General features: G+C 37.3%; 24 protein-coding genes. 14 read left to right on the top strand and 10 right to left on the bottom strand.

The annotated features are described in order from the left end of the window. The first annotated feature begins 19 nt into the window (after positions 1–19). The 4 genes from LQ201_RS02870 to LQ201_RS02855 all read left to right on the top strand — a co-directional run bounded on the left by LQ201_RS02870 (position 20) and on the right by LQ201_RS02855 (position 3,722). Positions 20–685 carry a heme exporter protein CcmB gene (locus LQ201_RS02870; RefSeq protein WP_215125769.1) on the top strand — a complete coding sequence of 222 codons (666 nt, stop codon included), beginning with the start codon at positions 20–22 and terminating at the stop codon, positions 683–685. Between the two features lie 81 nt (positions 686–766). Next, on the top strand, positions 767–1,429 hold the full coding sequence (gene ccsA, locus LQ201_RS02865; protein WP_230143634.1) for a cytochrome c biogenesis protein CcsA: 663 nt from the start codon (positions 767–769) through the stop codon (positions 1,427–1,429). Between the two features lies 1 nt (position 1,430). Continuing rightward, positions 1,431–1,649 (top strand): CcmD family protein, encoded by a 219-nt coding sequence (locus tag LQ201_RS02860; RefSeq protein WP_215125768.1) that lies wholly within the window; start codon positions 1,431–1,433, stop codon positions 1,647–1,649. 651 nt (positions 1,650–2,300) lie between these two features. Continuing rightward, positions 2,301–3,722 (top strand): Glu/Leu/Phe/Val dehydrogenase, encoded by a 1,422-nt coding sequence (locus tag LQ201_RS02855; protein ID WP_029275363.1) that lies wholly within the window; start codon positions 2,301–2,303, stop codon positions 3,720–3,722. A 628-nt stretch (positions 3,723–4,350) separates the two neighbouring features. On the opposite strand, the gene LQ201_RS02850 is transcribed toward LQ201_RS02855, so the two are convergent. Genes LQ201_RS02850 through LQ201_RS02840 form a run of 3 tightly spaced genes read right to left on the bottom strand, consistent with a single transcriptional unit; the run spans position 4,351 to position 8,561 of the window. After that, positions 4,351–5,751: a hypothetical protein gene (locus LQ201_RS02850; RefSeq protein WP_230143635.1), complete on the bottom strand. Its 1,401-nt coding sequence runs from the start codon at positions 5,749–5,751 to the stop codon at positions 4,351–4,353. Between the two features lie 46 nt (positions 5,752–5,797). Continuing rightward, positions 5,798–7,825 carry a hypothetical protein gene (locus LQ201_RS02845; protein ID WP_230143637.1) on the bottom strand — a complete coding sequence of 676 codons (2,028 nt, stop codon included), beginning with the start codon at positions 7,823–7,825 and terminating at the stop codon, positions 5,798–5,800. Positions 7,826–7,880: 55 nt separating this feature from the next. Next, entirely contained in the window at positions 7,881–8,561 is a 681-nt protein-coding gene (locus tag LQ201_RS02840) for a hypothetical protein (RefSeq protein ID WP_230143638.1), read from the bottom strand. Positions 8,562–8,816: 255 nt separating this feature from the next. On the opposite strand from LQ201_RS02840, the gene LQ201_RS02835 reads away from it, so the two are divergent. From LQ201_RS02835 to LQ201_RS02795, 9 genes are all read left to right on the top strand, one after another. After that, positions 8,817–9,251 (top strand): cytochrome c maturation protein CcmE, encoded by a 435-nt coding sequence (locus LQ201_RS02835; protein ID WP_230143640.1) that lies wholly within the window; start codon positions 8,817–8,819, stop codon positions 9,249–9,251. Positions 9,252–9,256: 5 nt separating this feature from the next. Then, the gene (locus LQ201_RS02830; protein WP_230143643.1) at positions 9,257–11,722 is read left to right on the top strand and encodes a heme lyase CcmF/NrfE family subunit; all 2,466 of its coding nucleotides are present in this window, start codon (positions 9,257–9,259) and stop codon (positions 11,720–11,722) included. A gap of 4 nt (positions 11,723–11,726) precedes the next feature. Continuing rightward, entirely contained in the window at positions 11,727–12,491 is a 765-nt protein-coding gene (locus tag LQ201_RS02825) for a Rossmann-like and DUF2520 domain-containing protein (protein WP_230143645.1), read from the top strand. A 40-nt stretch (positions 12,492–12,531) separates the two neighbouring features. Beyond that, entirely contained in the window at positions 12,532–12,864 is a 333-nt protein-coding gene (locus LQ201_RS02820) for a 2Fe-2S iron-sulfur cluster-binding protein (protein ID WP_029275355.1), read from the top strand. A 98-nt stretch (positions 12,865–12,962) separates the two neighbouring features. Beyond that, a complete protein-coding gene (iscX, locus tag LQ201_RS02815) occupies positions 12,963–13,205 on the top strand; it encodes a Fe-S cluster assembly protein IscX (RefSeq protein ID WP_057932363.1) in 243 nt (80 codons plus the stop codon). Between the two features lie 77 nt (positions 13,206–13,282). Continuing rightward, positions 13,283–13,810 carry an HAD family hydrolase gene (locus LQ201_RS02810; RefSeq protein ID WP_230143646.1) on the top strand — a complete coding sequence of 176 codons (528 nt, stop codon included), beginning with the start codon at positions 13,283–13,285 and terminating at the stop codon, positions 13,808–13,810. A gap of 275 nt (positions 13,811–14,085) precedes the next feature. Continuing rightward, positions 14,086–14,475 carry a Spy/CpxP family protein refolding chaperone gene (locus LQ201_RS02805; RefSeq protein WP_086545265.1) on the top strand — a complete coding sequence of 130 codons (390 nt, stop codon included), beginning with the start codon at positions 14,086–14,088 and terminating at the stop codon, positions 14,473–14,475. A 90-nt stretch (positions 14,476–14,565) separates the two neighbouring features. After that, a complete protein-coding gene (locus LQ201_RS02800; protein ID WP_230143648.1) occupies positions 14,566–15,111 on the top strand; it encodes a nucleoside triphosphate pyrophosphatase in 546 nt (181 codons plus the stop codon). A gap of 52 nt (positions 15,112–15,163) precedes the next feature. Beyond that, entirely contained in the window at positions 15,164–15,841 is a 678-nt protein-coding gene (locus LQ201_RS02795) for a hypothetical protein (protein ID WP_230143649.1), read from the top strand. Between the two features lie 54 nt (positions 15,842–15,895). Here LQ201_RS02795 and LQ201_RS02790 read toward each other — a convergent pair whose 3' ends face one another. Next, complete coding sequence (locus LQ201_RS02790) at positions 15,896–16,810, bottom strand: exopolyphosphatase (RefSeq protein ID WP_230143650.1); 915 nt, start codon at positions 16,808–16,810, stop codon at positions 15,896–15,898. Between the two features lie 258 nt (positions 16,811–17,068). Then, positions 17,069–17,785, bottom strand: a complete 717-nt coding sequence (locus LQ201_RS02785) for a DUF72 domain-containing protein (RefSeq protein WP_230143651.1) — start codon at positions 17,783–17,785, stop codon at positions 17,069–17,071. Positions 17,786–18,284: 499 nt separating this feature from the next. Here LQ201_RS02785 and LQ201_RS02780 point away from each other — a divergent pair, with 499 nt between their 5' ends. Beyond that, a complete protein-coding gene (locus tag LQ201_RS02780; protein WP_230143653.1) occupies positions 18,285–19,235 on the top strand; it encodes a DUF3829 domain-containing protein in 951 nt (316 codons plus the stop codon). Between the two features lie 55 nt (positions 19,236–19,290). Here LQ201_RS02780 and dnaJ read toward each other — a convergent pair whose 3' ends face one another. The 5 genes from dnaJ to LQ201_RS02755 form a co-directional block, all read right to left on the bottom strand. Continuing rightward, positions 19,291–20,451, bottom strand: a complete 1,161-nt coding sequence (dnaJ, locus tag LQ201_RS02775; RefSeq protein ID WP_029278682.1) for a molecular chaperone DnaJ — start codon at positions 20,449–20,451, stop codon at positions 19,291–19,293. A gap of 89 nt (positions 20,452–20,540) precedes the next feature. Beyond that, complete coding sequence (locus LQ201_RS02770; RefSeq protein ID WP_215125753.1) at positions 20,541–21,122, bottom strand: nucleotide exchange factor GrpE; 582 nt, start codon at positions 21,120–21,122, stop codon at positions 20,541–20,543. Positions 21,123–21,250: 128 nt separating this feature from the next. Continuing rightward, the gene (locus LQ201_RS02765; protein WP_230143655.1) at positions 21,251–21,934 is read right to left on the bottom strand and encodes a cell division ATP-binding protein FtsE; all 684 of its coding nucleotides are present in this window, start codon (positions 21,932–21,934) and stop codon (positions 21,251–21,253) included. 1 nt (position 21,935) lies between these two features. Beyond that, positions 21,936–22,139, bottom strand: a complete 204-nt coding sequence (locus LQ201_RS02760) for a hypothetical protein (protein ID WP_057932355.1) — start codon at positions 22,137–22,139, stop codon at positions 21,936–21,938. 51 nt (positions 22,140–22,190) lie between these two features. After that, positions 22,191–24,140 carry a gliding motility-associated C-terminal domain-containing protein gene (locus LQ201_RS02755; protein ID WP_230143657.1) on the bottom strand — a complete coding sequence of 650 codons (1,950 nt, stop codon included), beginning with the start codon at positions 24,138–24,140 and terminating at the stop codon, positions 22,191–22,193. Positions 24,141–24,161 lie beyond the last annotated feature (21 nt).

The following is a 24,161-nucleotide window of genomic DNA, read 5'->3' as shown; positions in this document are numbered from 1 at the left end:
TAAAAGTATCTTTGTGGTTATGCAATTGGCCAAAGAGGTTAAATATTTAATTCACAAGGAAGTATTGTTAGAGTGGCGCTCCAAATATACCATTAACGGTGTGTTGCTCTATGTGGTTTCTACCATTTTTACTTGTTACCTCTCTTTTGTTAGCTTGGGCGATAAATTAACATGGAATGCCTTGTTTTGGATCATCATGCTTTTTGCTTCAATTAATGGCGTATCGAAAAGTTTTTTGCAAGAAACTAAAGGCCAACAGTTGTATAGTTATATTTTGGCAAGTCCAGCTGCGGTTTTAATCTCTAAAACGGTTTACAATACACTCCTCATGTTGGTGCTTACTACAATTGCTTTAGGTTTTTATACATTGGTTTTCGATTCTTTTACCCCGCCCGATTTAGTGATGTATTACATCGCTGTGGTACTAGGGAGTTTAAGTTTTTCTACTGTATTTACAATGGTTTCGGCAATCGCAAGCAAAGCGGGGAATGGAGGAATGTTGATGGCTATTTTAAGCTTCCCAATCATTATTCCGGTGTTGATCTTGTTAATTAAACTGGCCAAAAATGCCGTTGACGGCTTGCCGTGGGAGAATAGTTACGATGAAATAGCGATGCTACTGGTGGTGAATGTACTGATGGTGGCAACGTCTTTATTGTTATTTCCTTACCTTTGGAGGGATTAAAAAATGATTGAATGAGAGAATGATTGAATAGAGAATAACATTCACTAATTCAATCATTCAAAACTCAATAATTATATAGGTATGAATAAAACTTGGTGGAAAATTTTAGGTTCGGTTTTGGTAATTTATACTGCAATAGCAGGTTTATTACTTGGGGTGCCGCATCTAGCTATTTTGAACGAAACAATCCGTAATCTGTATTTCCATGTTCCGATGTGGTTTGCCATGATTGTGCTCTTTTCGATCTCTGTTTTTTACAGTGTAAAGTCATTAAGCAGCAAAAGCGAAATCGATGATATTAAAGCTGTAGAAAGTGTAAACGCTGGGATAGTTTTTGGCGTTTTAGGTTTGGTAACAGGTGCTATCTGGGCTAAATATACTTGGGGGCAGTTTTGGAGTTTCGATCCTAAACAGAATTTTGCTGCCATTTCAATTTTGCTCTATTTTGCCTACCTCATTCTGCGCAATGCGATAGACGAAGAACAGAAAAGAGCCAAGATTTCGGCCATTTACAATATTTTCGCCTTTCCAATGATGGTGGTATTACTTTTTGTGTTACCCCGTTTAAAAGATTCATTACACCCAGGCAATGGCGGTAACCCAGGTTTTAACAGTTACGATTTAGATAGCCGCATGCGCATGGTATTTTATCCTGCATGTTTGGGCTGGATATTAATCGGTTACTGGGTTTATACCATCCGTTTCAGAATACGTAATATAGAAAATAAACAACAACATAACTAAAATGAAGAAGATATTTTTCTCCCTGATATTAATGATGGCCGCTATGCAATTATTTGCGCAGGATAATGGCGTAGAAATGGCTGATAGCCTTCGCAGCAATGGAAAGATATATGTTGTGGTAATATGTATCGTAATTATTCTTGTAGGTTTGTTGGCCTACCTGTTCTCCATCGATAAAAGATTAAAGAAAATCGAAAAAGAAAACCAAACTGATAAATAATAGCGTAAATACGATTCTCGTTAAAACCATATTTGGCTTTAATGGTTGGTAAATGGCTGTATCTTAAGACTAAATTCATTATTTTTTTGTATTTATCTAGTTGTAAAAGAGGTTTTTACTGATTTTAAAGACCCTAATTAAAAATACAGCGCAGTAGCAACATAAAATACCTACATAACAGTATTGTTTCTTGATTATTTATTGATCAAGTTTGGTTAGTTATAAATTAAATCAACGGGACGATTTAGATTAGCTTAAGAAGGTGATCAACACAATTGGTCACTTTTTTTATGTCCTGTTTTTATAGGCATTTGCAATATTCGTAATATTGATCTGTTTTTTAGCTTCTATTTGTTCAGTGTCGCAACAAAAGACTGTTTTGAATATTTTTTTTATAATTTTTTTTAGATCGAAATAGCCTGTAGAAAACCTATAAAAATAGTCGTTGTTATGATGTAAGTTGTCTAAGATATCTGCATTTAAACGTGTTTGGGTATAGTTTTTCGACAGTTTTCTCCAACGGGCATGAAAGCTGTTTTTAGGCTAAAACAGAATGGTGTTTGCTTTACACTAAGTCTTTTTGCATTTGGATATGTGCAGTTTTTTTAGGCAATTTTGCATCGAAAACTTATTCAATATAAAAAATAAATAATGGCTAATCTAGCAGACGAGAACAAGTTCTTTGCAGATGTTTGTAAGAACTTTGACAGTGCGGCTCAATTCACCAATCATCCAGAAGGTTTATTGAACCAGATTAAAACATGTAATAGTGTGTATCGTTTCCAATTCCCAATCCGCCGCGGAAACGGTTTTGAAGTAATCGATGCTTGGCGTGTAGAACACTCTCACCACATGAGCCCTACCAAGGGTGGTATCCGTTACAGTGAAATGGTAAACGAAGATGAGGTTATGGCGCTTGCGGCCTTAATGACTTACAAGTGCGCTATTGTTAACGTTCCATTTGGTGGCGCAAAAGGGGGTATTAAAATTAACACTAAACAATACAGTGTTGCTGAGTTAGAAACCATCACCCGCCGTTATACTACAGAATTAATTAAGAAAAATTTTATTGGCCCTGGTATCGATGTTCCTGCTCCTGATTATGGATCTGGCGAACGCGAAATGAGCTGGATAGCCGATACCTATATGACTATGAATCCTGGTCAGTTAGACGCTTTAGGCTGTGTAACTGGTAAACCAATTGCTTTACATGGAATCCGTGGCCGTAAAGAAGCTACAGGACGTGGTGTTGCTTATGCCGTACGTGAATGTGTAGAGGTGGCAGAAGATATGGCTAAAATAGGCTTTAAAGCTGGTTTAGGCGATAAAAGAGTAATCGTTCAAGGTTTGGGTAATGTGGGCTACCACTCGGCTAAATTCTTGGCAGAATTTGGTGCTACTATTGTAGGTTTATGTGAATTTGAAGGTGCTATCTACAATGCAAACGGACTAAATGTGGATGAGGTTTTTGCACACCGTAAAAATACTGGTTCAATTTTAGGTTTCCCTGGTGCTAAAGACTTTAAAAATTCGATGGAAGGTTTAGAGCAAGATTGCGATATCATTGTTCCTGCAGCTTTAGAAAACCAGTTCACCGAGCTTAATATCCGTAATATCAAGGCAAAAATTATTGCCGAAGGTGCCAATGGTCCGACAACGCCAGAAGCTGAAACAATTTTTACCGAAATGGGTGGTATCATCATTCCTGATATGTATTGCAATGCGGGCGGTGTTACGGTTTCTTATTTCGAGTGGTTGAAAAACCTTTCTCACGTGGCTTTCGGTCGTATGGAGAACCGGTATGCAGCTAACTCAAATGCCAATCTGATCAATACTTTAGAAAACCTAACCGGTAAAACGATCCTTCCTGAGCATCGTTTAATGATTGTTAAAGGAGCATCTGAAATGGAATTGGTAAACTCTGGTTTAGAAGACACCATGATCCATTCTTACCACGAAATCCGCGAAACATTAATGAACAAACCGGCAACTCAAACATTGAGAACAGCTGCTTTTGTAAATTCAATCGATAAAATTGCGGTTTCTTATATGAATTTAGGCGTTTGGCCATAATCAACTAATCGTCATTGCTACATCCGATCCTTTATCGGGATGTAGCAATCTTATTATGAAGCCTTGCAGGATTTAAAACTGCAGGGCTTTTTTTGCACCCAGGCCGTCATTGCGAGGTACGAAGCAATCTTACTACGATAGCAAGTCCGAATCCATGCTTGGTGATGTATCAGGCAAAAGGGTCACCATTTTTAACGAAAATTGTTTTGGAAATGAGAGGTTTGTGTTTCATGGGGATGGTTTAGCCCCTGCTGTACCTCCTGCCAATTGAAGGAATTGGCATCCGTCCCATCAGGTTTAGATACAAGGGTCTGTGCACCCTGCAACCCTAAAAATGAAACACTATCTTGCCTGCTTAGCCCCGGTTGCAGCGTTACCCTGCAGCAACGAGGTACGAGGCAGCGAAGCGTAAAAGCGTAAAACGGGAAGAAACTTTTTGTTTTGTACAGGCGGTGCGCTCCAAATAATGAATATAGTTTTTAGTTTTAGTAATGAAGCGTTATATTTCATTGGACTGGCTTGGCCCTGCTGTACCTCCTGCCGATGAAGGACCGGCATCCGTCCCATCAGGTTTAGGTACAATGGACAGTTAATCTGCGTAAATCACCTTGAATCTGCGGAAAATACTCTACTTGGTTACCGGAATATCAACAGAAAAATTAAAATTAATTGACCTGTTGAAACCATTTTTAAACACTTTTAAAAGCTGGATGAGGGCGTTGGCATCCTTGTTTAAAAATAAAAGTTCCGATTCAAGTTTGATTTTGTCTTTTCCTGTGCTTTTTGCTTTGATCTCTAATTGACTAAAAGTACCCAGTTTATCTGCAATTAAGGGTATTGGTGTTTGTTTAATCAGCTTTTTAAAATCTACTTTAAAATAAAAGAAATCGTCAGATGATATCCTTTTTAAATCGGGTTTAGCGCTTTGCACTGTGCTTAATTGAATACTACCACTATTGCCTTTAAAGTAAACCTGGTACAATGGAATCATCGAACTGCTGATCTTCCCGGTAGGTTGATCCAATGCACCTAGTGATTTAAGATAATCACTTACTTCTTGGTCATTGGCAGCCAGATTCATGGAAATAGAAGGAATCTTCCGGTCCTGAAGTACTTTTTTTTCAACCCTTTCAAAATCATCATTATATTCATAACCTACAACAGTATCTACCTGTGTAATGGTGTTTGTCCATTCAAAATCCACATAATCTTTGTAAAACCTGAAAAAGCTATCTTTTGAAAGGAGAGAAGGGCTCACGGTCTGATTTTTTTTAATTAAATCGGATTTAAATTTTCCGTTTAGCCACATACTTACTGTGCTTTCTGGGTTTAGAACCCGGTGCTGTGGTTTAGCCGCAGGCACGATCATTTGGTTTATGACCTCATTGCTGAAACTAATTTTTCCATCAGTAAAATTAATTTTGCTGAAGTTCCCGGTATTTTGAAACGAAATATGATCAGAAAGGTTTACAAGTTGTTTAAATCGGCTCTCGCCAACTTTAATCATATTTTTACGGTTCAGTATTTCTACCAGCGTAGTTTTTACCTGTTCTTTTTGTGGCGTATAGGCAAAAGCGACAGTTGTTTTGTTAAATAGAATAAACAAAGTCGAATCTTTGGATTGAAAGAAATTACTATCTTTTTTAATCAGCGGCAAAGAAGATTTTTTTTGAATAAAATGGTTAAATACAAGCGTATCTGCTATTTCGAAACTCGAAAAAAAAGTAGTTTTTGCTTTTCCTTTTAAACTATATAGGTAGATGTTTGCCGGGATTTTCAATCCGGTGTTTAAATCGTCTACCTTTTCCTTAATCCCTTTTTTATCTGATCCCGAATACTGATTTGGGTGTTTTATATAACTAACCGCAATGGTTTTGTAAAGTTCATCTACATTTATTTTAAGTAAAGCATTGGTAGAAATAGGGATGGATACATTATTGGCCCGGATCTGTCTGTATTTGAAAAAGCCGAAATAACAAATAAGCAGCAATAAAACTATTGCTGCTGTTATTTTTAAAAATTTCTTCATAGCGTATGGTTAACTGTAAGTTGCCAACTGATAATCGCCAACTAAACTACTTCGCTGCATTTTCAATTAAAGAAAACAGATATTTCAATGCATTTTCATGTCCGTTCGGAATTTCAGCACTAATGTCTGCCGAAACCAATCTGCCCTTAATCGGGTTCGATTTCATGTATACATTGCCCATTTTCTCTAAAGTGCTGTTAAATTTCTTAGCGGTTTCTTCACCACCAATTTCCGAATCTGGTACTTTGCCGACCAGGTTTTTGGCATTAAACAGAAAGCTGAAATTGTTTTTGCTCAATAGTTGTTTGTGCAGTTTACTTAATTTATTGCTGTTGTATTGATTGTTGCTAATGCCCTGCATTTCTGTTAACGAGTTGCCGAAAAATACAATACCATCTTTAATCATAAAGTAGATATCAATCGGGCTTTTCTTTTCCAATACTTTATAAATGTTGTTCTCAACAGATACATAATTTTTGTTTACGCCATATTTAATCAGTTTGTTAATCAATCGGTGATCTTCAGAAGAAAACATGAAAAGGAAATCTGGCAACGTTTCTTTCTTGGTTTTAACAATTTCTTTTTGTTTGTAATCATCATCATATTCGTAAGTGGTGTAAGTAACGTCTTTGGTGTTTAATCCATTAATTACGAATAACGCATCGCCTTTAATTACCTTGCTTACAGCTTCTTCATCTAGCAAAAGACTGAAGAGCTCAGTACCAAGATCAATTTCTTCATCCATTTTGCCCCCCAATAAAGAACCATAGGTTTGTTTCATTAATTTAGGGAATTCTTCCAGATAAGCTTTGGTATCAATCGAATAGCTCATAAAACCGAGCGCTTTTTCGCTGTTTACATATTTCAAAAAGTTTTTGTTTAACTTTCTGTTCATAATTTTTTTATACGCATCTGCCTGTTCCTGAGCTAATTCTAAGCCTGTAGAGATGCGGAAACTCTTGTCGTCCATAAAAAGTTTCGCATTTAAACTGCCATAACCTTTCATTAACCCTGCTTTACCGTAAGCACCAAATTCAGGAGAAATCGAATTGTAAACATCTTGAAGGCTCGATACCCAAAGTTCTGCAATAGCTTTATTATCTAAACTCGCCGTGTATGATTTATTGTTTTCGATAGACTCATAACTGCCAGTGAAAATCTGATCTGCCTGGGCGATCATCCAGGTAAAAGCCAATCTCTTTTTCTTTGCATCTTGCTCCAAACGCTCTTGCTGGTAGGTGTCATATTGCTCATCAACAATACCATGAACAGGAGTCATGGCGCTGGCAGTATCGACTGCGAATTCTCTTGCTTCTTCAAAATCTGAATCTATTCTAGCAACTTTTTTAGATTTTTTGGCCGTTTTCTTTTTACCGGTTTTTTTCGTTCCGACAGTTTTTTTAGTATTCTTTTTAGCCGTCGATTTTTTCCGAACTTTTACTTTTTCAACAACCGGGGCATCAACTGCTTCTACCATAGGCTCATCTGTTGTTGCATAAGCAGAGTCTACAGCCACAGCCGCGCTATCCGCAACTATTGCATCGTCACTTTGGAACCTTATATCTTTAATCCCATAACGTGCAGATTTAACAGAATCAGCAAAGAAAGATCCTTTTATGCTTCCGGTTACAAAATACAGCATGTTGTTGTTCCATTTAATAATGCTCGTGCTATCAGGCAAAACCATCGTACGGATATCGCCCTGTTGTGTAAACTTTTTCTCTTTGCTGTCAATCAGATTTTCGAATTTTTTGGCATCTTTTATCGGAATAAGAAAACAGTTATAAGTAATACTATCGCTTAACTGATTAAAGTAATACATGTTTTTCTCTAGGTTGATGCCGAAATCTTCTATGCTGGTAAAACTTTTATCAAGTGATTTTGAAGTTTCGGTCAATAATTTCTTGCCCACAAAAGATTCGTTAAAATCTTTTACAAACATCAATTTAAATACGTTATCGCCCTTAATGGTGGCAACTGTGAAGGCATTTGCAGGTATTTTCTTAACTAGATCCTGAGCCTTGGCCAGATTAAACGATAAGAAAAGAGCGATTGCAATTAGAATTTTTTTCATTAGATATAAATTGTTTTCAGTGGAGATGAAACTATCGTGAATTACTCAGCTTCATTTATTTAGATAATTGTATAGAATTAGATACGTTAATTTTTCCGTTAATTAAATCCATGATGCTACTTTTTAACATTACAGCTTTTTTAGATTTCGATACATTTGATGCCGGGTTGGTGCTACTTGTTACAAGAGATTCGAAACGATAGATGCTGGTGTAAGTTGCGCCGTTAAAAACTGCCTTGTCTTTTGCTTTTAATTTATTGAATTCTGTTTTAGCGGTACCTATTGCCTGATATTTTCGGCTAAAGGTTTTGGTGGCCTTGTTATAATTATACGAGGAGGTGTTAGTGGCCTTAATTTTTTGCTGTGCAAGAATGTTTTTGGTGATGTTATTGATATTTGAAACATCTTTAAAAGAAAAACTAATGGTTGCAATGTAATTGTTAAAATCGCTCGTGCTTTTTACATTCGAAATTCCTTCCGATTTTCTTAAATAGGCCACTGCTTCATTTAATTCCTGTTGAATTTTTTGTTTGCTGGGAACTTTATAGCCTTGTACGCTATCCAAAAGCATTACAGAAGCCACTTTGGTTTTGCTCTGGCTTAAGTTTATGGTGAGTACCACATCGCCGGTCCCATCGTTTTTCATAGCAATTTCTTCAATTACTTCAAAACAAGAGCTTAAAAAAGGTATTAAAACTATAAATAACAAAAGCTTATAAAACTGCTTTAATTTCATGTTAATCCGGTTTATGTTTTACTGTGGGATGTAAAAAAGGAATGATTATCTGACAGGTCAAACTTAACAATTTCAGCCCAAATTTTTAAACGATTTAAGATATTCCTTAAGATCGGTTATAAATAGGGCTTCAGAAAAAATATTTCTCCTTCAAAAATCAGGTAATTGTCAATATAAAGACAAGAAAAATGTAAAAGAATGCTGGCTAAGCCGATTTTTCTATCTTTGTTGCCAGCTTTTACAACAAGTATAACCATGAAGAAAAGTGCAATCATTGGATTGATTACCATCGCAATTTCCGTAGGGATTTTATTTAGCTTAAACGCAAATACCGACACCTACTCTAATTTTAAACAGGCAAGCCTTTCTGAGAAAGAAGAGCATGTTATGGGTTATTGGGTAAAATCGATGGGTACTTATTACGACGCCGTAAAAGATGCTAACCATTTTTCATTCCACATGAAAGATGAAAAGGGAGAAGTGAGAGAGGTAATTTACGCAGGTACCAAACCGCAGGATTTCGAAAAATCTGAAAAATTAGTGCTTATCGGTAAAATGGATAAAGACAAATTCTACGCATCGAAAATTTTAATGAAATGCCCATCTAAATATAACGATAACCTTGTTGAAATTAATAAAGACGGTAAGGTTGATACGGTAGGTAAGTACGGCGAAAAAAAATATAACTAATTTTAATGGATATTCAATTTGTAGGCGAAAACCTGCTACCGGGTAAAATCGGGCAGTTTTTTATTGTGCTGGCGTTTAGTGCATCATTACTTTCAACAATCGCATACTTTTATGCCAGTCGCGATAAAAATTTAGAAGATAAATCTTGGCGTAACTTAGGCCGGATTGGATTCTTGGTTAATTTTGGCTGTATAATTGGTATTGGAGCAATTTTGTTCTACCTGGTACTGGGCCACTACAATGAATACAGTTATATTTATTGGCACTCTTCAAAACAACTTCCAATTCATTATATTATCTCTGCTTTTTGGGAAGGGCAGGAAGGAAGTTTCTTGCTCTGGGCCTTCTGGCAATCGTTTCTAGGTACTTTATTAATCTGGAAAGCTAAAACCTGGGAGCGCCCTGTAATGACGGTTGTGGCCTTCTCTCAAGTGTTTTTGACTTCAATGCTTTTAGGTGTAGAGATTTTGGGTGAGCGCATCGGAAGTTCTCCGTTTATTCTATTAAGAGATTCTCTTGATCTGAAATCAATGGCTCCTGTAGTTTTCGCAAATCCTGAAAACTTCGCTAATTATTTAAAATTTATTACCGATGGCAGAGGGTTAAATCCATTGTTGCAAAACTATTGGATGGTTATCCATCCACCAACCTTATTTTTAGGTTTTGCCAGTATGATTGTGCCTTTTGCGTATGGAATTGCGGCTTTGTGGCAAAAAAGATATAAGGAATGGATTAAACCAGCTATGCCTTGGGCGCTTTTTGCGGTGATGGTTTTGGGTACAGGTATTATTATGGGTTCTTTTTGGGCTTACGAAGCGCTAAACTTTGGCGGTTTCTGGGCTTGGGATCCTGTAGAAAATGCCTCTTTAATTCCATGGCTAACCCTAATTGGTGCGGTACACGTAATGATTGCTTATAAAAATACTGGTCATGCTTATTTTACTGCAATTGCTTTAGTATTCTTAAGCTTTTTATTGGTGCTTTATGCATCGTTTTTAACCCGGAGCGGAATTTTAGGTGATACATCAGTTCACTCATTTACTGATATGGGGATGTTTGGACACTTGATTTTATACAATGTAGTTTTCGCTGTTTTAGCAATTGTGCTCATTGTAGTAAGATGGAAAGAATTACCAATTACCACCAAGGATGAAGAAACTTATTCTCGCGAATTTTGGATGTTTATTGGCGCTTTAGTGGTAACTATAGCTTGTATCCAGGTCATATTCTCTACATCAGTTCCTGTATTTAACAAAGCCTTTGGGACAAACTTTTCGCCTCCTATCGATGCTGTAAAATATTACAACCAATGGCAAGCACCTTTCGCGGTATTAATTACTTTGATTTCGGGTTTCTCTCAATATTTAAAATACAAAAGAACCGATCCACGCAAATTTTATAGCAGTCTGGTATCGGCAATTATTTTCTCCATTGTGTTAACAGCGGGTTTGGTATATGTGGCTAATATTTACACCAACACGATGTACATCCTCATCACCTTCAGTTGTTTATTTGCCGTACTTTCTAACGCTGCGGTATTATATCAGGCTTTCGGTGGCAAGGCGAAATTGGCTGGTTCTGCAATTGCACACATTGGTTTTGCTTTCCTGATCTTAGGCGCATTAATTTCTGCAGCTACAAACAAACCTTTATCCATCAACGCGAATAATTTTATTCCGGTAAAAGATTTCGAGAAAACAGAAAAACCAGGTGAAAACATCATGTTATACAAAAACGAACCTAAGAAAATGGGTAAGTACACTGTAACCTATGTAGCCGATACCACGGTAGCACCCAATACCATTTATACCCTTAATTTTAAAGTTTTAGATAAAGAAGGTAAGGTTAAAGAAGATTTTAACTTGCATCCACATGTGCAGGATAACGAAAAAATGGGTTTAATTGCTTCTCCTGATACCAAGCATTATTTAACCTACGATGTTTACACCCACATTACCAGTGCCGCTATTAAAAAAGAATCTCACGATGATCACGAAGGTCATTCTGATGATGAAAATTATAAAGCACCGCGTATTGTTAAGGTTTCAGTAGGAGATACCATTCACACCTCAAGCGGCATTGTTACCGTTAAGGATTTAAATAGAAAACCTACTGCAAAGGATTTGGTTTTGGGCCAGGGCGATTACGCTGTTGGTTTACCATTAGAGGTTAATGCTGCCGGTAAAGTTTACAATACAGAACCTATTTTCTTGATCAAAGGAAATAACACTTTCGATTTCGCCCGCAAGGTGGATGAACTGGATTTGAAATTCCGTTTTGCCAGGGTATTACCGGATGAGAAAAAAGTGGAGCTTCAGATTTTTGAAAAACCTCAGCAGGCTAAAGACTGGGTAGTTTTTAAAGCAATAGAATTTCCTTTCATCAATTTATATTGGGCAGGTACTATTGTAATGGTTGTTGGTTTCTTACTTTCAATTTTCAGAAGAAGAAAAGAGGCCAAAACCGCATAAAATCATGAAGATCGTTTTATTAGGTTCGGGAAACGTTGCCACACACTTAGCAAAAGCATTAAAAGCCAATGGCGAAGATGTGGTACAGGTGTACAGTCCAAATCTTAATCATGCGAAGTTATTGGCTGATTTGATAGCAGCTGAGGCCGTAAGTGATTTAAATGAGGTTAAACAGCATGCTGATTTATATATTATCTCGGTAAAGGATGATGCCATAGAAACCGTATCCAGATCATTAAAAAATGTAGGTGGTTTGGTGGTGCATACCTCTGGAACTACCGATATTAATATTTTATCGTCGCAGGTAAAAAAAGCAGGTGTTTTTTATCCTTTGCAAACTTTTTCGAAAGGTAAAGCGGTTTCATTTGAAAATATCCCGCTTTGTATAGAAGCGAACGATGAAAATCAATTGGCGATTTTAAACAATCTGGCAACTAAGATTAGCCGTCAGGTGTACGAATTAGATGGCGAGAAAAGAAAAGTATTACATCTTGCAGCAGTATTTGCCTGCAATTTTCCGAATCATCTATACGCTTTGGCAAATAAAATTTTAAGTCAGAACGGTTTGGATTTCGAAATCATCAGGCCGTTAATTGCCGAAACCGCTGATAAGGTAATGAGCAATCTACCTGAAAATGTGCAGACTGGGCCAGCAGTTAGGGCCGACGAAAGCACTTTAAATAAGCATTTGAGCACGTTAACCGATATGCCCGAATTGCAGAACATTTATCAAACATTGAGCGATAGCATAAAATTAACGCTGAAATAGCATAATTACGGCTTTTGCTTCTTACTTTTGCAAAATAATTATGAGCATTTTTAAACTAAAAATAAATTTTGAAGAAGCAGATCACGAATCTATTGAATTACCAATAGCAGCCGGCGAATCTGTTTTAGATGTTTGTCTGGATAACGGAATCGAATTACAGCACAACTGTGGTGGTGTTTGTGGTTGCAGTACCTGCCATGTATACGTAACAAAAGGTATGGATAATATCGAAGAGATTTCTGATAAAGAAGAAGACTTTATCGATAGAGCTGTTCGTCCGAAAATTACTTCCCGCTTAGGTTGCCAATGTGTGGTAATTAACGGCGATATCGAAGTTACCATTCCGGATCAGTCTGACTTTATGGGACACTAGTTAGTCTGGAGTCCAAAGCCTTCGGTCGGGAGTCGATTAGCCGATTTAAGCAGTTAACCGATTAAGCAATTCAAACAATTAACCAACAACAAAACAACATGAATAACGATAAATTTGCTTTACCTTTTTACTGGAACGATTACGAAGATATTGCAATGTCTTTATATGAGAAATTTGGTGATGATTTTACAGAAGCCAAAATCTACCGTATCCGCTTTACCGAACTTTTAGAATGGGTTTTAGCGTTGCCAAACTTTAAAGGCACCCGCGAAGAAAGCAGCGAAGGCCATTTAGAGCAAATTCAATCTGCCTGGGTTTACGAGTGGAGAGATAATCAGTAATTAGTCTTGAGTTCGGAGTCTTCAGTCCCTTCCCAGAGTCAGCACCGAGCGCTTAACCCTAAACGCCAAACGCGCGAATGTTTTTACAGAAACTAAAAGAGATCACTACTTTCATTTTTGATGTAGATGGTGTGCTTACAGATGGATCAGTTCAGGTTACTGATAATGGTCAGTCGTTGCGCACTTTTAACATTAAAGATGGCTATGCCATGCAGTTGGCGGTTAAAAAAGGATATAACATCTGTATTATATCCGGTGGAGATGGTATTGCCATGGGAAAGCGTTTTTTCAATCTGGGTGTAACCGATGTTTTCCTCGGTACAGGAGATAAGGTGGCCATTTTTAATCAATACCTCCAAGATAAAAACATTGCTGCAGAAGAAGTGCTTTACATGGGCGACGATATTCCTGATTTAAAAGTAATGAAACTCGTAGGGCTTCCAACTTGCCCGGCCGATGCCGTAGCAGAAATAAAAGCGATATCTACATTCATTTCTCCTTATAATGGAGGCAAAACCGCTGTCCGCGATATTATCGAAAAAGTAATGAAAGTTCAGGGCAGATGGCACGATGAAAATCCAAATGCTGCCGATTCGGGTATGTAAATTGGTTCAATAGTTCATTAGTCATTCGTTCATTGGTAGAAAGTCTCTAAGCGGATTGTCTTTCTGAACAAATCGACAGCTACCAAGAGCCGTCTTCCTGAACTTGTTTCAGGATCTTTCTAGTTATAAAAGATTTTTCCCTCCCTACGTTTAGAATGACAAAATAATAGGATAACGAATTTTTGCAACAGCTAAGTTACATACGGCGCGTTAAACTTTTATTTTTTTTTGCACTCCAACATGCTCAATTTTCAACCAAAAACAACAAAAACAACATGAAAAAATTAATGATGATTTGCGGATTAATGCTAGGTATAGCTGGTTTCGCTAACGCGCAGCAAGGTGGTGGACAAGGCAGAATGATGATGAAGCCTGAAGAACGCGTAAAACAGTTAGACGAAAAATTAAAGTTATCTGATGATCAAAAAACAAAGTTAACCACTGTTTTTACTGAGCAGGCAGAAACCATGAAAAAAATGCGTGAAGAAATGCAAGGTGGTGGCGATAGAGATGCAATGAGAGAGAAAATGCAAAAAATGCGTGCTGATAATGATGCAAAAGTAACTGCAGTATTAACAGACGATCAGAAAAAAACTTACGAAGCATGGCAAAAAGAGCAACGTGCTGAAATGGAAAAACGTAGACAAGGTGGTGGAAATAACTAATCTTGGTAAAATATCAAATAAGAAAAGCGGCTTTATGTCGCTTTTCTTATTTTAGCAGAAAAATAAAATATGCCTGCCAATTTCCCTCCCATGATTTTAGCATCTAAATCGCCACGTAGACAAGAGCTTTTAACGCTCATGGGCTTAAATTTTAAAGTGGAACTAAAAGATGTAGATGAAAGCTACCCATCGGATTTAAGTCCCGCGGAAATTGCCGTTTATATTTCAGAACAGAAGGCTAAGGCTTTTACTGCTAATGGTGAAATAGTGATTACAGCTGATACCATTGTAGCCTTAAACGGAGAAATTTTAGGTAAACCTGAAGATAGGGCGCATGCTCGAGAAATGTTAAAAAAGCTATCTGGAAGCAGGCATGAAGTTTTTACAGGTGTAACACTTGTGAAAGGCGATAAAATTCATTCGTTTTACGATAGGACAGAAGTTTACTGTAAATCTGTTACAGCTGAGGAAATTGATTTCTACATTGATAATTATAAGCCATTTGATAAGGCTGGGAGTTACGGCGTGCAAGATTGGTGGGGTATTGTAGTGGTAGAGCGCATAGAAGGCTCCTATACTAACGTGATGGGCTTGCCAACAGAAAAGCTATATAATGAACTGTTGAAGTTTATTTAAAACCTCTTGTGGAATTCTCCTGAAAGTTTCATCATCTCTAAAAACAACCACGATGAAAACGAGAATTAACGAAGTTACCATAGCCGAGCCATGTTTGCAGAACTGGGATGAAATGGATAAAGGAGAGGGCTTTAATTTCTGTAAAGCCTGTAGCAAAAACGTAATTGATTTCTCAGGTTATACCAATACCGAAATTATCAGCGTATTGGCCGGCGCCAGTTCTTCTGTATGTGGCCGTCTAAGCAAAACCCAATTAAATCAGCTTAACTACCACTTGTCAATTGTGCCAACAACAAATAGGAATTGGATGAGATATTTGGGCGTACTAGCTATAGGGGTGAGTGTTTTTGTAGTGGACGCCAGAGCGACAGGCTTTAAAGTGCCAATTGAAATTGCAAAAAGCATAAACAACAGAATCAACGATACGAAACCTATAGTGCCAAAAAAAATATATGGCTATGTTATTGACGCAGATCATAAACCCGCGGTTGGAATAAGATTAGTCATTGCTGATACTAAATTTTTCTCCATCACTGATAAAAATGGGCGTTACGAAATTACCTTAGACGACAGGTTTGACGTTAACAATAACAAGTTAATGGTTGAAAGCATGAGATATGGAGCAGTTTTAACCCTCGATTTTTCTAAGGAAAAACAAAATAACCTTAAACTCAAAAAAGCTGAACCCATGATTATGGGGAAGATAATGATTGCACCAAAGAAGAAATAACCTAAATTAATATACGCTAAACGCTCAATGATCCATACCAGTATGGATCATTTTTTATATTAGGCTGGCCAAAACACCCATCTTTAAATCATAGGTAGAAAGCGTTAAGCGGTTTATTTTACATCGCCCTAAAACATAGTTTGTAATTAAAGCAGCAATCACAATCATATCTACCCGTAAAGGGATCATACCGGGCATTTCGGCACGTTCTTTATGCGTGGCATTAAGTAATTTGATCGAAGTTGCAATGTAGTCGTCGAAATTGAATGCAAAAGTTTTGGCTGCGTTAATATCTGCTTTTAACTTGCTTTTTCTAATAATGAGCTCGGCAAATGTTTCGAAGGCTCCAGCAGATCCGATTAAAATTTCAGGGCGGTATTTTTCACAGATTTCGAAAAGATCGGCCAGTTGATTTTGAATGTGAAATAAAATGGCATTTTTCTCCTCATTGGCTATAGGATCTGATTTGAAGAATTGTTGCATTAAACGTGCCGCCCCAATGTTATAACTTTTTTTCCAGATCAGCTTTTCGGGATCACACAGGATAAATTCTACACTGCCACCCCCGATATCCATAATCAAAGATATCTCTGTAATTGCTCCACTCAGTTTTACACCTTGGTAAATTAATTCAGCCTCTTCATCGCCGCTAATCGTTTCGATGCTTATTCCGGTTCTTTCTTTTACAGCATCAACAAAATCTTTCCCGTTTTCTGCGCTTCTAACCGCCGAAGTAGCGGTAGCCCTTACCTCCATAACCTGATATTCAGCAATTGTATGGCCAAACGTTTCAAGGCAGTTCACGCCTCTTTCAAAGGCTGCCGGAATGATAATATTGTCGTTAATTCTTCCTTCACCCAATTTAACAGGCACATTGGTTTTGTATAAAATTTCAGGCTGGTTTCCTGCTGTTTCAGCAATAAGCAAGTGGAAGGTATTCGTACCCAGATCGATAACTGCAATGCGCATAGTTTATGTTTTTGTGTTTTGGAAAGCTTTGCAGTGGTTCTTTGGTAACTGTAGATCTGCTATCCATAAATTTCGTTATTGTGAGTGCTAAATTAAGCGTAGTAGTGCGAAATACCATTGCTATCAGGTTTATTTTGTTTTCTCGTGGTGTCGGATGTTACCATCCGACACGGCAAAAATCATTCAGCAGTATTCATTCGCCATATAATCGACCCAGTCAGATGGTAACATCTGACTGCACTGAACGCTTCTCAAAGCCTATTTCACAAAATCCTGCAATTGTTTTGCATTATGCAATGCTCCAACTCCCCAGGTATTGTTAAAATAAACAAAAACGTCGTTAACATCATCTTTAAGCTGATTTTTGAAGCCCGTAATTGCATTTATTTCATATTCTGATTTATACAATATGGGCTTCCCATGAAAACGGTAATACACAGTCTCTGTATTCTGAATTGCATCATCAGGTAGAGCAGAAGGATAGCTTTGACCGCTAAATATAATGTTGTTTTCAGCGAGGTTTTTATAAATTTCTTCATCAAACCAACTGATGTGACGAAACTCTACCACATTTTTAAAATCAGGTCTTAAATTTTCGATCAATAGGTTTAACCGTTCCACACTATAATCAAATTTTGGTGGAAACTGAAACAGTACACATCCCAATTTCTCTTTTAACCCAATTTGAATGGCCTCGTAAAAATCGTTTATGAGTTGCTTGCATTCATTGAACTGTTTATAATGTGTAATCAGCCGGGGCGCCTTAATCGTAAATAAAAAATCAGCCGGACTTTCATTATACCACTTATCGAACGATTTTTGAGTTGGCATTTTATAAAAGGTAGAATTGATCTCTATTGTGTTAAAATGCTCGCAATAATATTTGAACCAATCTTTTTGTGCCAAACCTTTTGGATAGAAAATCTCTTTCCATTCGCGATAATAGAAGCCTGAGCAACCAATTTTCCATTTCATATATAGAAAACAGACTATAAATGGAAAGGTTTATTATCCGTTATAGATTACACTGAAAATAATTAATGAGATACCGATATAACCCGATAGTTTTAAATAAATGTTACTTTTCCTGCTTAGAAAACCCAATGTCAACATCATTAACAAGTAAAAAATTGAAAGTGTTAAAAAGCTAGTAAAAGGAGAATGGTGGTCTTTTTTATTCTGCAAATTTTCTGTTGGAGCGGCGAAAAATATAGTTATCAGGATTGGAGAAATCCAACCGATACAATAACATGTAAATATCGTCCAGGCGATAGGATTCTTTTTAAAAGCGTTATTAATTTCCTCCATATTTATTATTAATACCTTGTTATTGAAATTGTAACCCCTAAAGAGGTCAATATTTAAGCAAATAACCAAGTTGTTGAGCGCCATTAAACAAACATTTATCCGATACACCTTTTTGGTTTAAAAATTGCTGTGATGGAAGATCAGATTTATGAAAAGAATAAAAACTATGAAAACACTCTTAAAATTAACTGCCCTTGCACTTGTATTGTCGGTTACAGCATGCAAAAATGATGGTAAAAAAGACAGTAATGCTAAAACAAGCTACGCTGAATCCGATGAAAAAGACGTAAATGAGATTATTGAGTACAACAATGTAGTGGTAAGCTTTACGGATAAAAACAATGATTATATTAAGCGTATAGAAGGTAACATTATTAAAATCGAAAAAGGTTTGGAAAACCCAAATGACAATTTCGCTTTTATTGGTTTAATCACCCCATTTTCTATGAGCACAATCAATAGCGGTAAAATGAAGCCAGACACTCCCCCAAGCGCCTTAAGCAGTGATGATCAAAAATTTTTTAAGGAAAACGTAGTATCCATGACAGGCGTACTTGATAAAATTAAAGAAACATATAAATCTTTAGATGAGTATATCCAGGCAGAAGATTGGAAGGATGACAAAGGGGTTAAAGGAAAAGCTTTAGTAGATTCTATTTATAGCATGGGCAAAAAATATTATGCTTATGATGAGCAGGTTTTGGCTAAATTAAATATAATTGGCGATGATGCAGAACGTGTAATTTTAAAAACCCACCCACTAAAAGAATATATTTTTGCCTTGAAAGATGACAGGAGTAAAGTAGCCGAATTTACTAAATTATTGGCCGGTAATAAAAATTATAAAATGATAGAGGCAAAAGCTAAATCTGCTTATCAGGCACTAGAAGACCAGCATCATAAACATGTAGCTATGGCTGCGCCGGATGCAGGTAAATTTCCTGGCAAGGACAGTTATTTTAAAAATTTTAACGATCAGTTAAATGATTATTTAATTGCAGCAAGGAAGATGATGCGCGATGCATCTGCTTCTGGTAAATTAACAGAATATAATATCGAGGAATTAGCTAGAAATCAGGATAATATGAGATCGGCTTATAACAATTTTGTTGACTAATGAAACAAAAAAACCGATGCTTGCGACATCGGTTTTTCAATTTATATTTAATTAATTACTCGAAGTATTCTTTCATTCTTTCGAAGAAACTCTTATCATTTTTACCCGGTTGAGGCTTAAAGTTTGGCGATTCACGTAATTTCTCTAAAGCATTGCGTTCGTCGCTACTTAAAGCTTTTGGTGTCCAGATATTGATGTGGATAATCTCATCACCTCTATGGTAAGAATTCACTTCTGGTAAACCTTTACCTTTTAAGCGTAATAATTTTCCGCTTTGTGTACCCGGATCGATTTTGATTTTTGCTTTACCATCAATGGTTGGTACTTCAATGCTCATCCCTAAAGCAGCATCAACGAAGCTTAAATGTAAATCGTAAACGATATTGTTGCCTTCGCGTTTTAAGGTTTCGTGTGGCGTTTCTTCAATTAAGATAATTAAATCGCCTGGGATACCGCCATTAGGTGCAGCATTTCCTTTTCCACTCATGCTTAACTGCATACCTTCACTTACACCAGCAGGAATATTGATGGTAATGGTTTCTTCGCCACGTACAACACCGTCTCCATGACAAACTGTACATTTTGAGGTAATTTGCTGACCGCTACCATTACAGGTAGGGCAGGTAGATGCTGTTTGCATCTGGCCTAAAATTGTATTGGTTACTCTACGCACCTGGCCGCTACCACCGCAGGTACCACAGGTACTTACCGATGATTTATCTTTCGCACCAGAGCCATCGCAGGTTTTACAAACAATTAGTTTATTAACCTTGATTTTCTTTTCTGCACCATGTGCAATTTCCTCTAGTGTTAATTTAACTTTTATACGTAGGTTAGAGCCTTTGGCTACACGACGGCCACCACGTTGCTGACCGCCACCACCTCCAAAAAAGCTTTCGAAAGGATTGTGACCGCCAAATACATCGCCGAAATTACTAAAAATATCGTCCATGTTCATGCCGCCACCGCCGTAACCACCGCCACTTGCGCCCCCAACACCCGCATGACCGTATTGATCATAACGTTGTTTTTTATCGGGACTGCTTAAAACTTCGTAAGCTTCGGCAGCTTCCTTAAATTTATCTTCAGCAGCTTTATCTCCTGGATTTTTATCTGGATGATATTTAATCGCCATCTTACGATAAGCTTTCTTTATCTCATCAGCGGCTGCGCCCCTAGTTACGCCTAATACGTCGTAATAATCTCTTTTACTCATCTTCTTTATAAAATGATTAAATGATTGGGTGATGAAATGAGAGAATGTTAATTCAATCATTCAAAATTCAATCATTCAATAATTATTTTTTACGCTCCAACTACAACTTTAGCAAAGCGGATTACATTATCATTTAAGGTATAACCTTTTTCAACTTCGTCTATCACTTTCCCTTTAAGATCATCGCTGGGAGCAGGTATATTGGTAATTGCTTCGTGGAAATCGGTATTGAAAGGCTGACTGATGCTTTCTACATCTTTCAATCCTTTTTGTGCTAAAGTGTTTTTTAGCTTTGTGCTTACCAATAAAATGCCTTCTTTAACCGGGGCAACATCAGCAGCCGTTTCCATTGCTTTTAATGCACGGTCGAAATCATCTAAAACAGGTAAAAGTGAAACAATTACATCTTTACCAGCCGTTTGCAGTAATTCTACGCGTTCTTTTTGTGTACGACGTTTATAATTATCGAACTCAGCGTATAAACGTAAATATTTGTCGTTAAGTTGCTGAACTTCCGCTTGCAATTTTTCTTCAGCAGATAATTCAGGTGCCTGCTCAGCTTCAGCGATAGGAGCATCAGTATTCTCTACATTCTCAGCAGTATTTTCTGATGTATTTTCAGGATTCATTATATTTTCTTCTTTATCGTTATTTTTCTTCTTATTAAACATAATACTGGGCTGAATTTTTTTGTGTTGATCTCAACTATTTTGCCATAAACGGAAATCAGCCAAGCTGTCAGATTTATTTGTATTTATCTGAACAGATTGGCTGATTAGCTGACGGATGTCAGAATTTTTTATACGATTTGTGCATCTTCGTGCACAATTCCATTCTCACATTTAATAATGCGCGAAGGGAAAGTACGGATAATATGGTAATCGTGTGTTGCCATTAAAACCGCAGTTCCGGCCTGGCTAATTTGTTTTAAAAGAGTTACAATTTCTTCTGATGTTTCCGGATCTAAATTCCCTGTAGGCTCATCAGCAAGAATAATCTCCGGATCATTTAACAAAGCTCTTGCAATAACAATACGCTGCTGCTCGCCACCAGAAATTTCGTGTGGCATTTTTTTGATTTTCGAACGCAAACCAACTTTGTCTAAAACATCTTTAACGCGTTCGTTGATTAGTTTTTCATCCTTCCAGCCTGTTGCCTTAAGCACAAATTCAAGGTTTTTTTCTATTGTTCTATCGGTAAGCAATTGGAAATCCTGAAAAACCACACCCAATTTACGGCGTAAAAACGGTACCTGACTTTCTTTTAGGTTTTTAAGGTCGAAACCAGCAATATTGCCTTCGCCATTACCAATATGTAAGTCGCCATATAATATTTTAAGCAAACTGCTCTTACCCGAACCTGTTTGACCGATCAGGAAGACAAATTCATCCTTTTCGATGTGTAAATTTACGTTTGAGAGGACTAGATGTTTCTGTTGAAAAACATCAACATTGCTTAAATGAATTACTGAGTTGCCTGCCATATTATATTTCTAATTTTGCAATCTGCCCGAAAGGCAAATCTTTAACCATTTCCATAATGTATTCTTGCTTATCTCCAAGTCCTAGTTTTTCCAACGACTTATCAGGCCTATCAACCCTAAAATAAGCTAAAAGTGTAAACTTGTCATCTCTTAACTGTACGTAATCTGGAATTTTGGCTATGCCTTTAACTTTAACGATATACATTGTGTCCAAAAATAGCATTTCCAAATGATAAGCGAAAGTAAGAAGCCCTTTTTATCTCATTAGCATTACCCAGCCGGTATAGGTTTTAAAATCTTTGTTTAAATAAATGCTGTAATAATATATTGCCGGTGGAAGATCTTTCCCGTTCATTTTTCCATCCCAGGCTTTAAAAGTTCCGTTGCTCTGGTAAACAAGCTGGCCATATCTGTTGGTTACTTTTACAATTGAATTGGGAAAAGATGTAATAGATGGAATATTCCAGCTATCGTTTACATTATCACCATTTGGCGTAAAGGTATTGGGGATTATAACTTTTGGATAAACCTTAATGAAAACCTCATCAATGATACTGTTACAGCCCAAATTTGAGCTGGTATGTAAAGTATAGGTAATGTCTTCAGTTGGTGTAGCAATGGGATTGAGTTTGGTGGGGTCATCAAGATAATCTGATGGTGTCCAGAAATAGGTAAAATCATCTCCACTTACTTTACCGTTTAAAATTGCTGATTGTCCGGTAACGATCGTTTGATCTGCACCTGCATCGGCCGTTACGTTTTTATTCACATTGATTGTAATTTCTGCTTCGGCTGAACATCTTCCGTCTGAAACCTGAACAGTATATATCGTGGTTTCAGTTGGTGAGGCGATTGGGTTAGCGATTTGAGGATCTGACAAACCTTTTGATGGGCGCCAAAGATAGGTAGAGCCACCCGATGCTTCTAATTGAACCGATTTACCTCCACAAATGGTTGCAGTTTGGATATTGGTTATTGGAATTATTGGCGCTAAAACCTCAACGGTTGTTGTTGCTGGCGATGTACATCCATTAGCAGTCACCTGAACAGTATAAGTGCCTTCCATCGCTTTAGTTGCATTGGCAATAGTTGGGTTTCGCTCTGCAGAAAGAAATTGGCCATCTGGACCATACCACTTATAACTTATTCCCCCAGATGCATTTAGTTGAATGGTATTACCAATGCAAACCGGTCCAAAATTCTCAGCCGTGGCTGTTGGCAATGGGTTTACAGTAACCTTTATAGGCTCTGATATCGCTCTACAATAAGTTCTGTCAATATTACCATTCATAGCCGTAATTAACCGATATTGATAAGTGCCAGCTATGCGATTGGAAAAATCCATAGCAGTTTGTTTCATTGTTTTGCCAGCAATGTCAGCCCAGCCGCTACCGGTATTTTCCTGCCATTGATAAACTGCGTTTGTATATCCTGCAGTAATATTTGCATCTAAAATGAAATTGTTGGTATTGCCTTCGCACATATTTAATAAAGAGGCATTCGTGTTGAAAAATGGGACGATAGCTGGACCACAAGCTTGTACTGTAATATCATCCAAAGCAAAATCGTTTCCGCTATTTGTTGGTGTTCTGTTAACTAGTTGTAAGGTTACGGTTGAGCTGCTGCCATTGGTGAAATCTACGAAATATTGATGCCAGGTGAGGTCTGCGGGAACACTTCCAGTAGATTTCTCATTTAATACATTGCCATTAGGATCGGTGATGCGCAAGACCATGTTTGGGGTTTGGGCATTGGCAGCCGGCGAATTTGAATTTAATACCCAGATGGACAAGCGTAAAATAGTATTTGGGCACAAATTGTCCATTTGTTGCTCGAAAAATACGGTTGGTGTGGCAATCCCATCAATCAGAAGCATCAAACCATTGGGATCTCCGGTATGATCAGCATGTGGCTGCCAATAAATGGGGAAGGGATTACCTGGTGTTGCAGGTGTTTTAACCAATCCGGATTGATTCGGCCTTAAAGCAGAATTGCTCGGTCCTGGTGGACCAATAAATTCTGTAAATGTTGAAGCACCTGGTGCATATTGCGACAATGGGCCATACCAATTATCTGTACTATTTCCCTGTCCAAAAGTCTGACTAATGAGTGGTTGTCCGAAAGTACCACTGCAAAGTTGTGCTTTTGCTAAATTTGCAAACAAAAAAATATAAAGAAAGAATAAAGCTTTTGATAGCGCGTGCATTTACTGGTTTAGATTTATACA

The organism is Pedobacter sp. Bi126 (genome assembly GCF_918698245.1).
Taxonomy (GTDB): Bacteria; Bacteroidota; Bacteroidia; order Sphingobacteriales; family Sphingobacteriaceae; genus Pedobacter.
The sequence above is the reverse complement of the archived record's forward strand: the minus strand, read 5'-3'. Positions and strand labels throughout refer to the sequence as shown.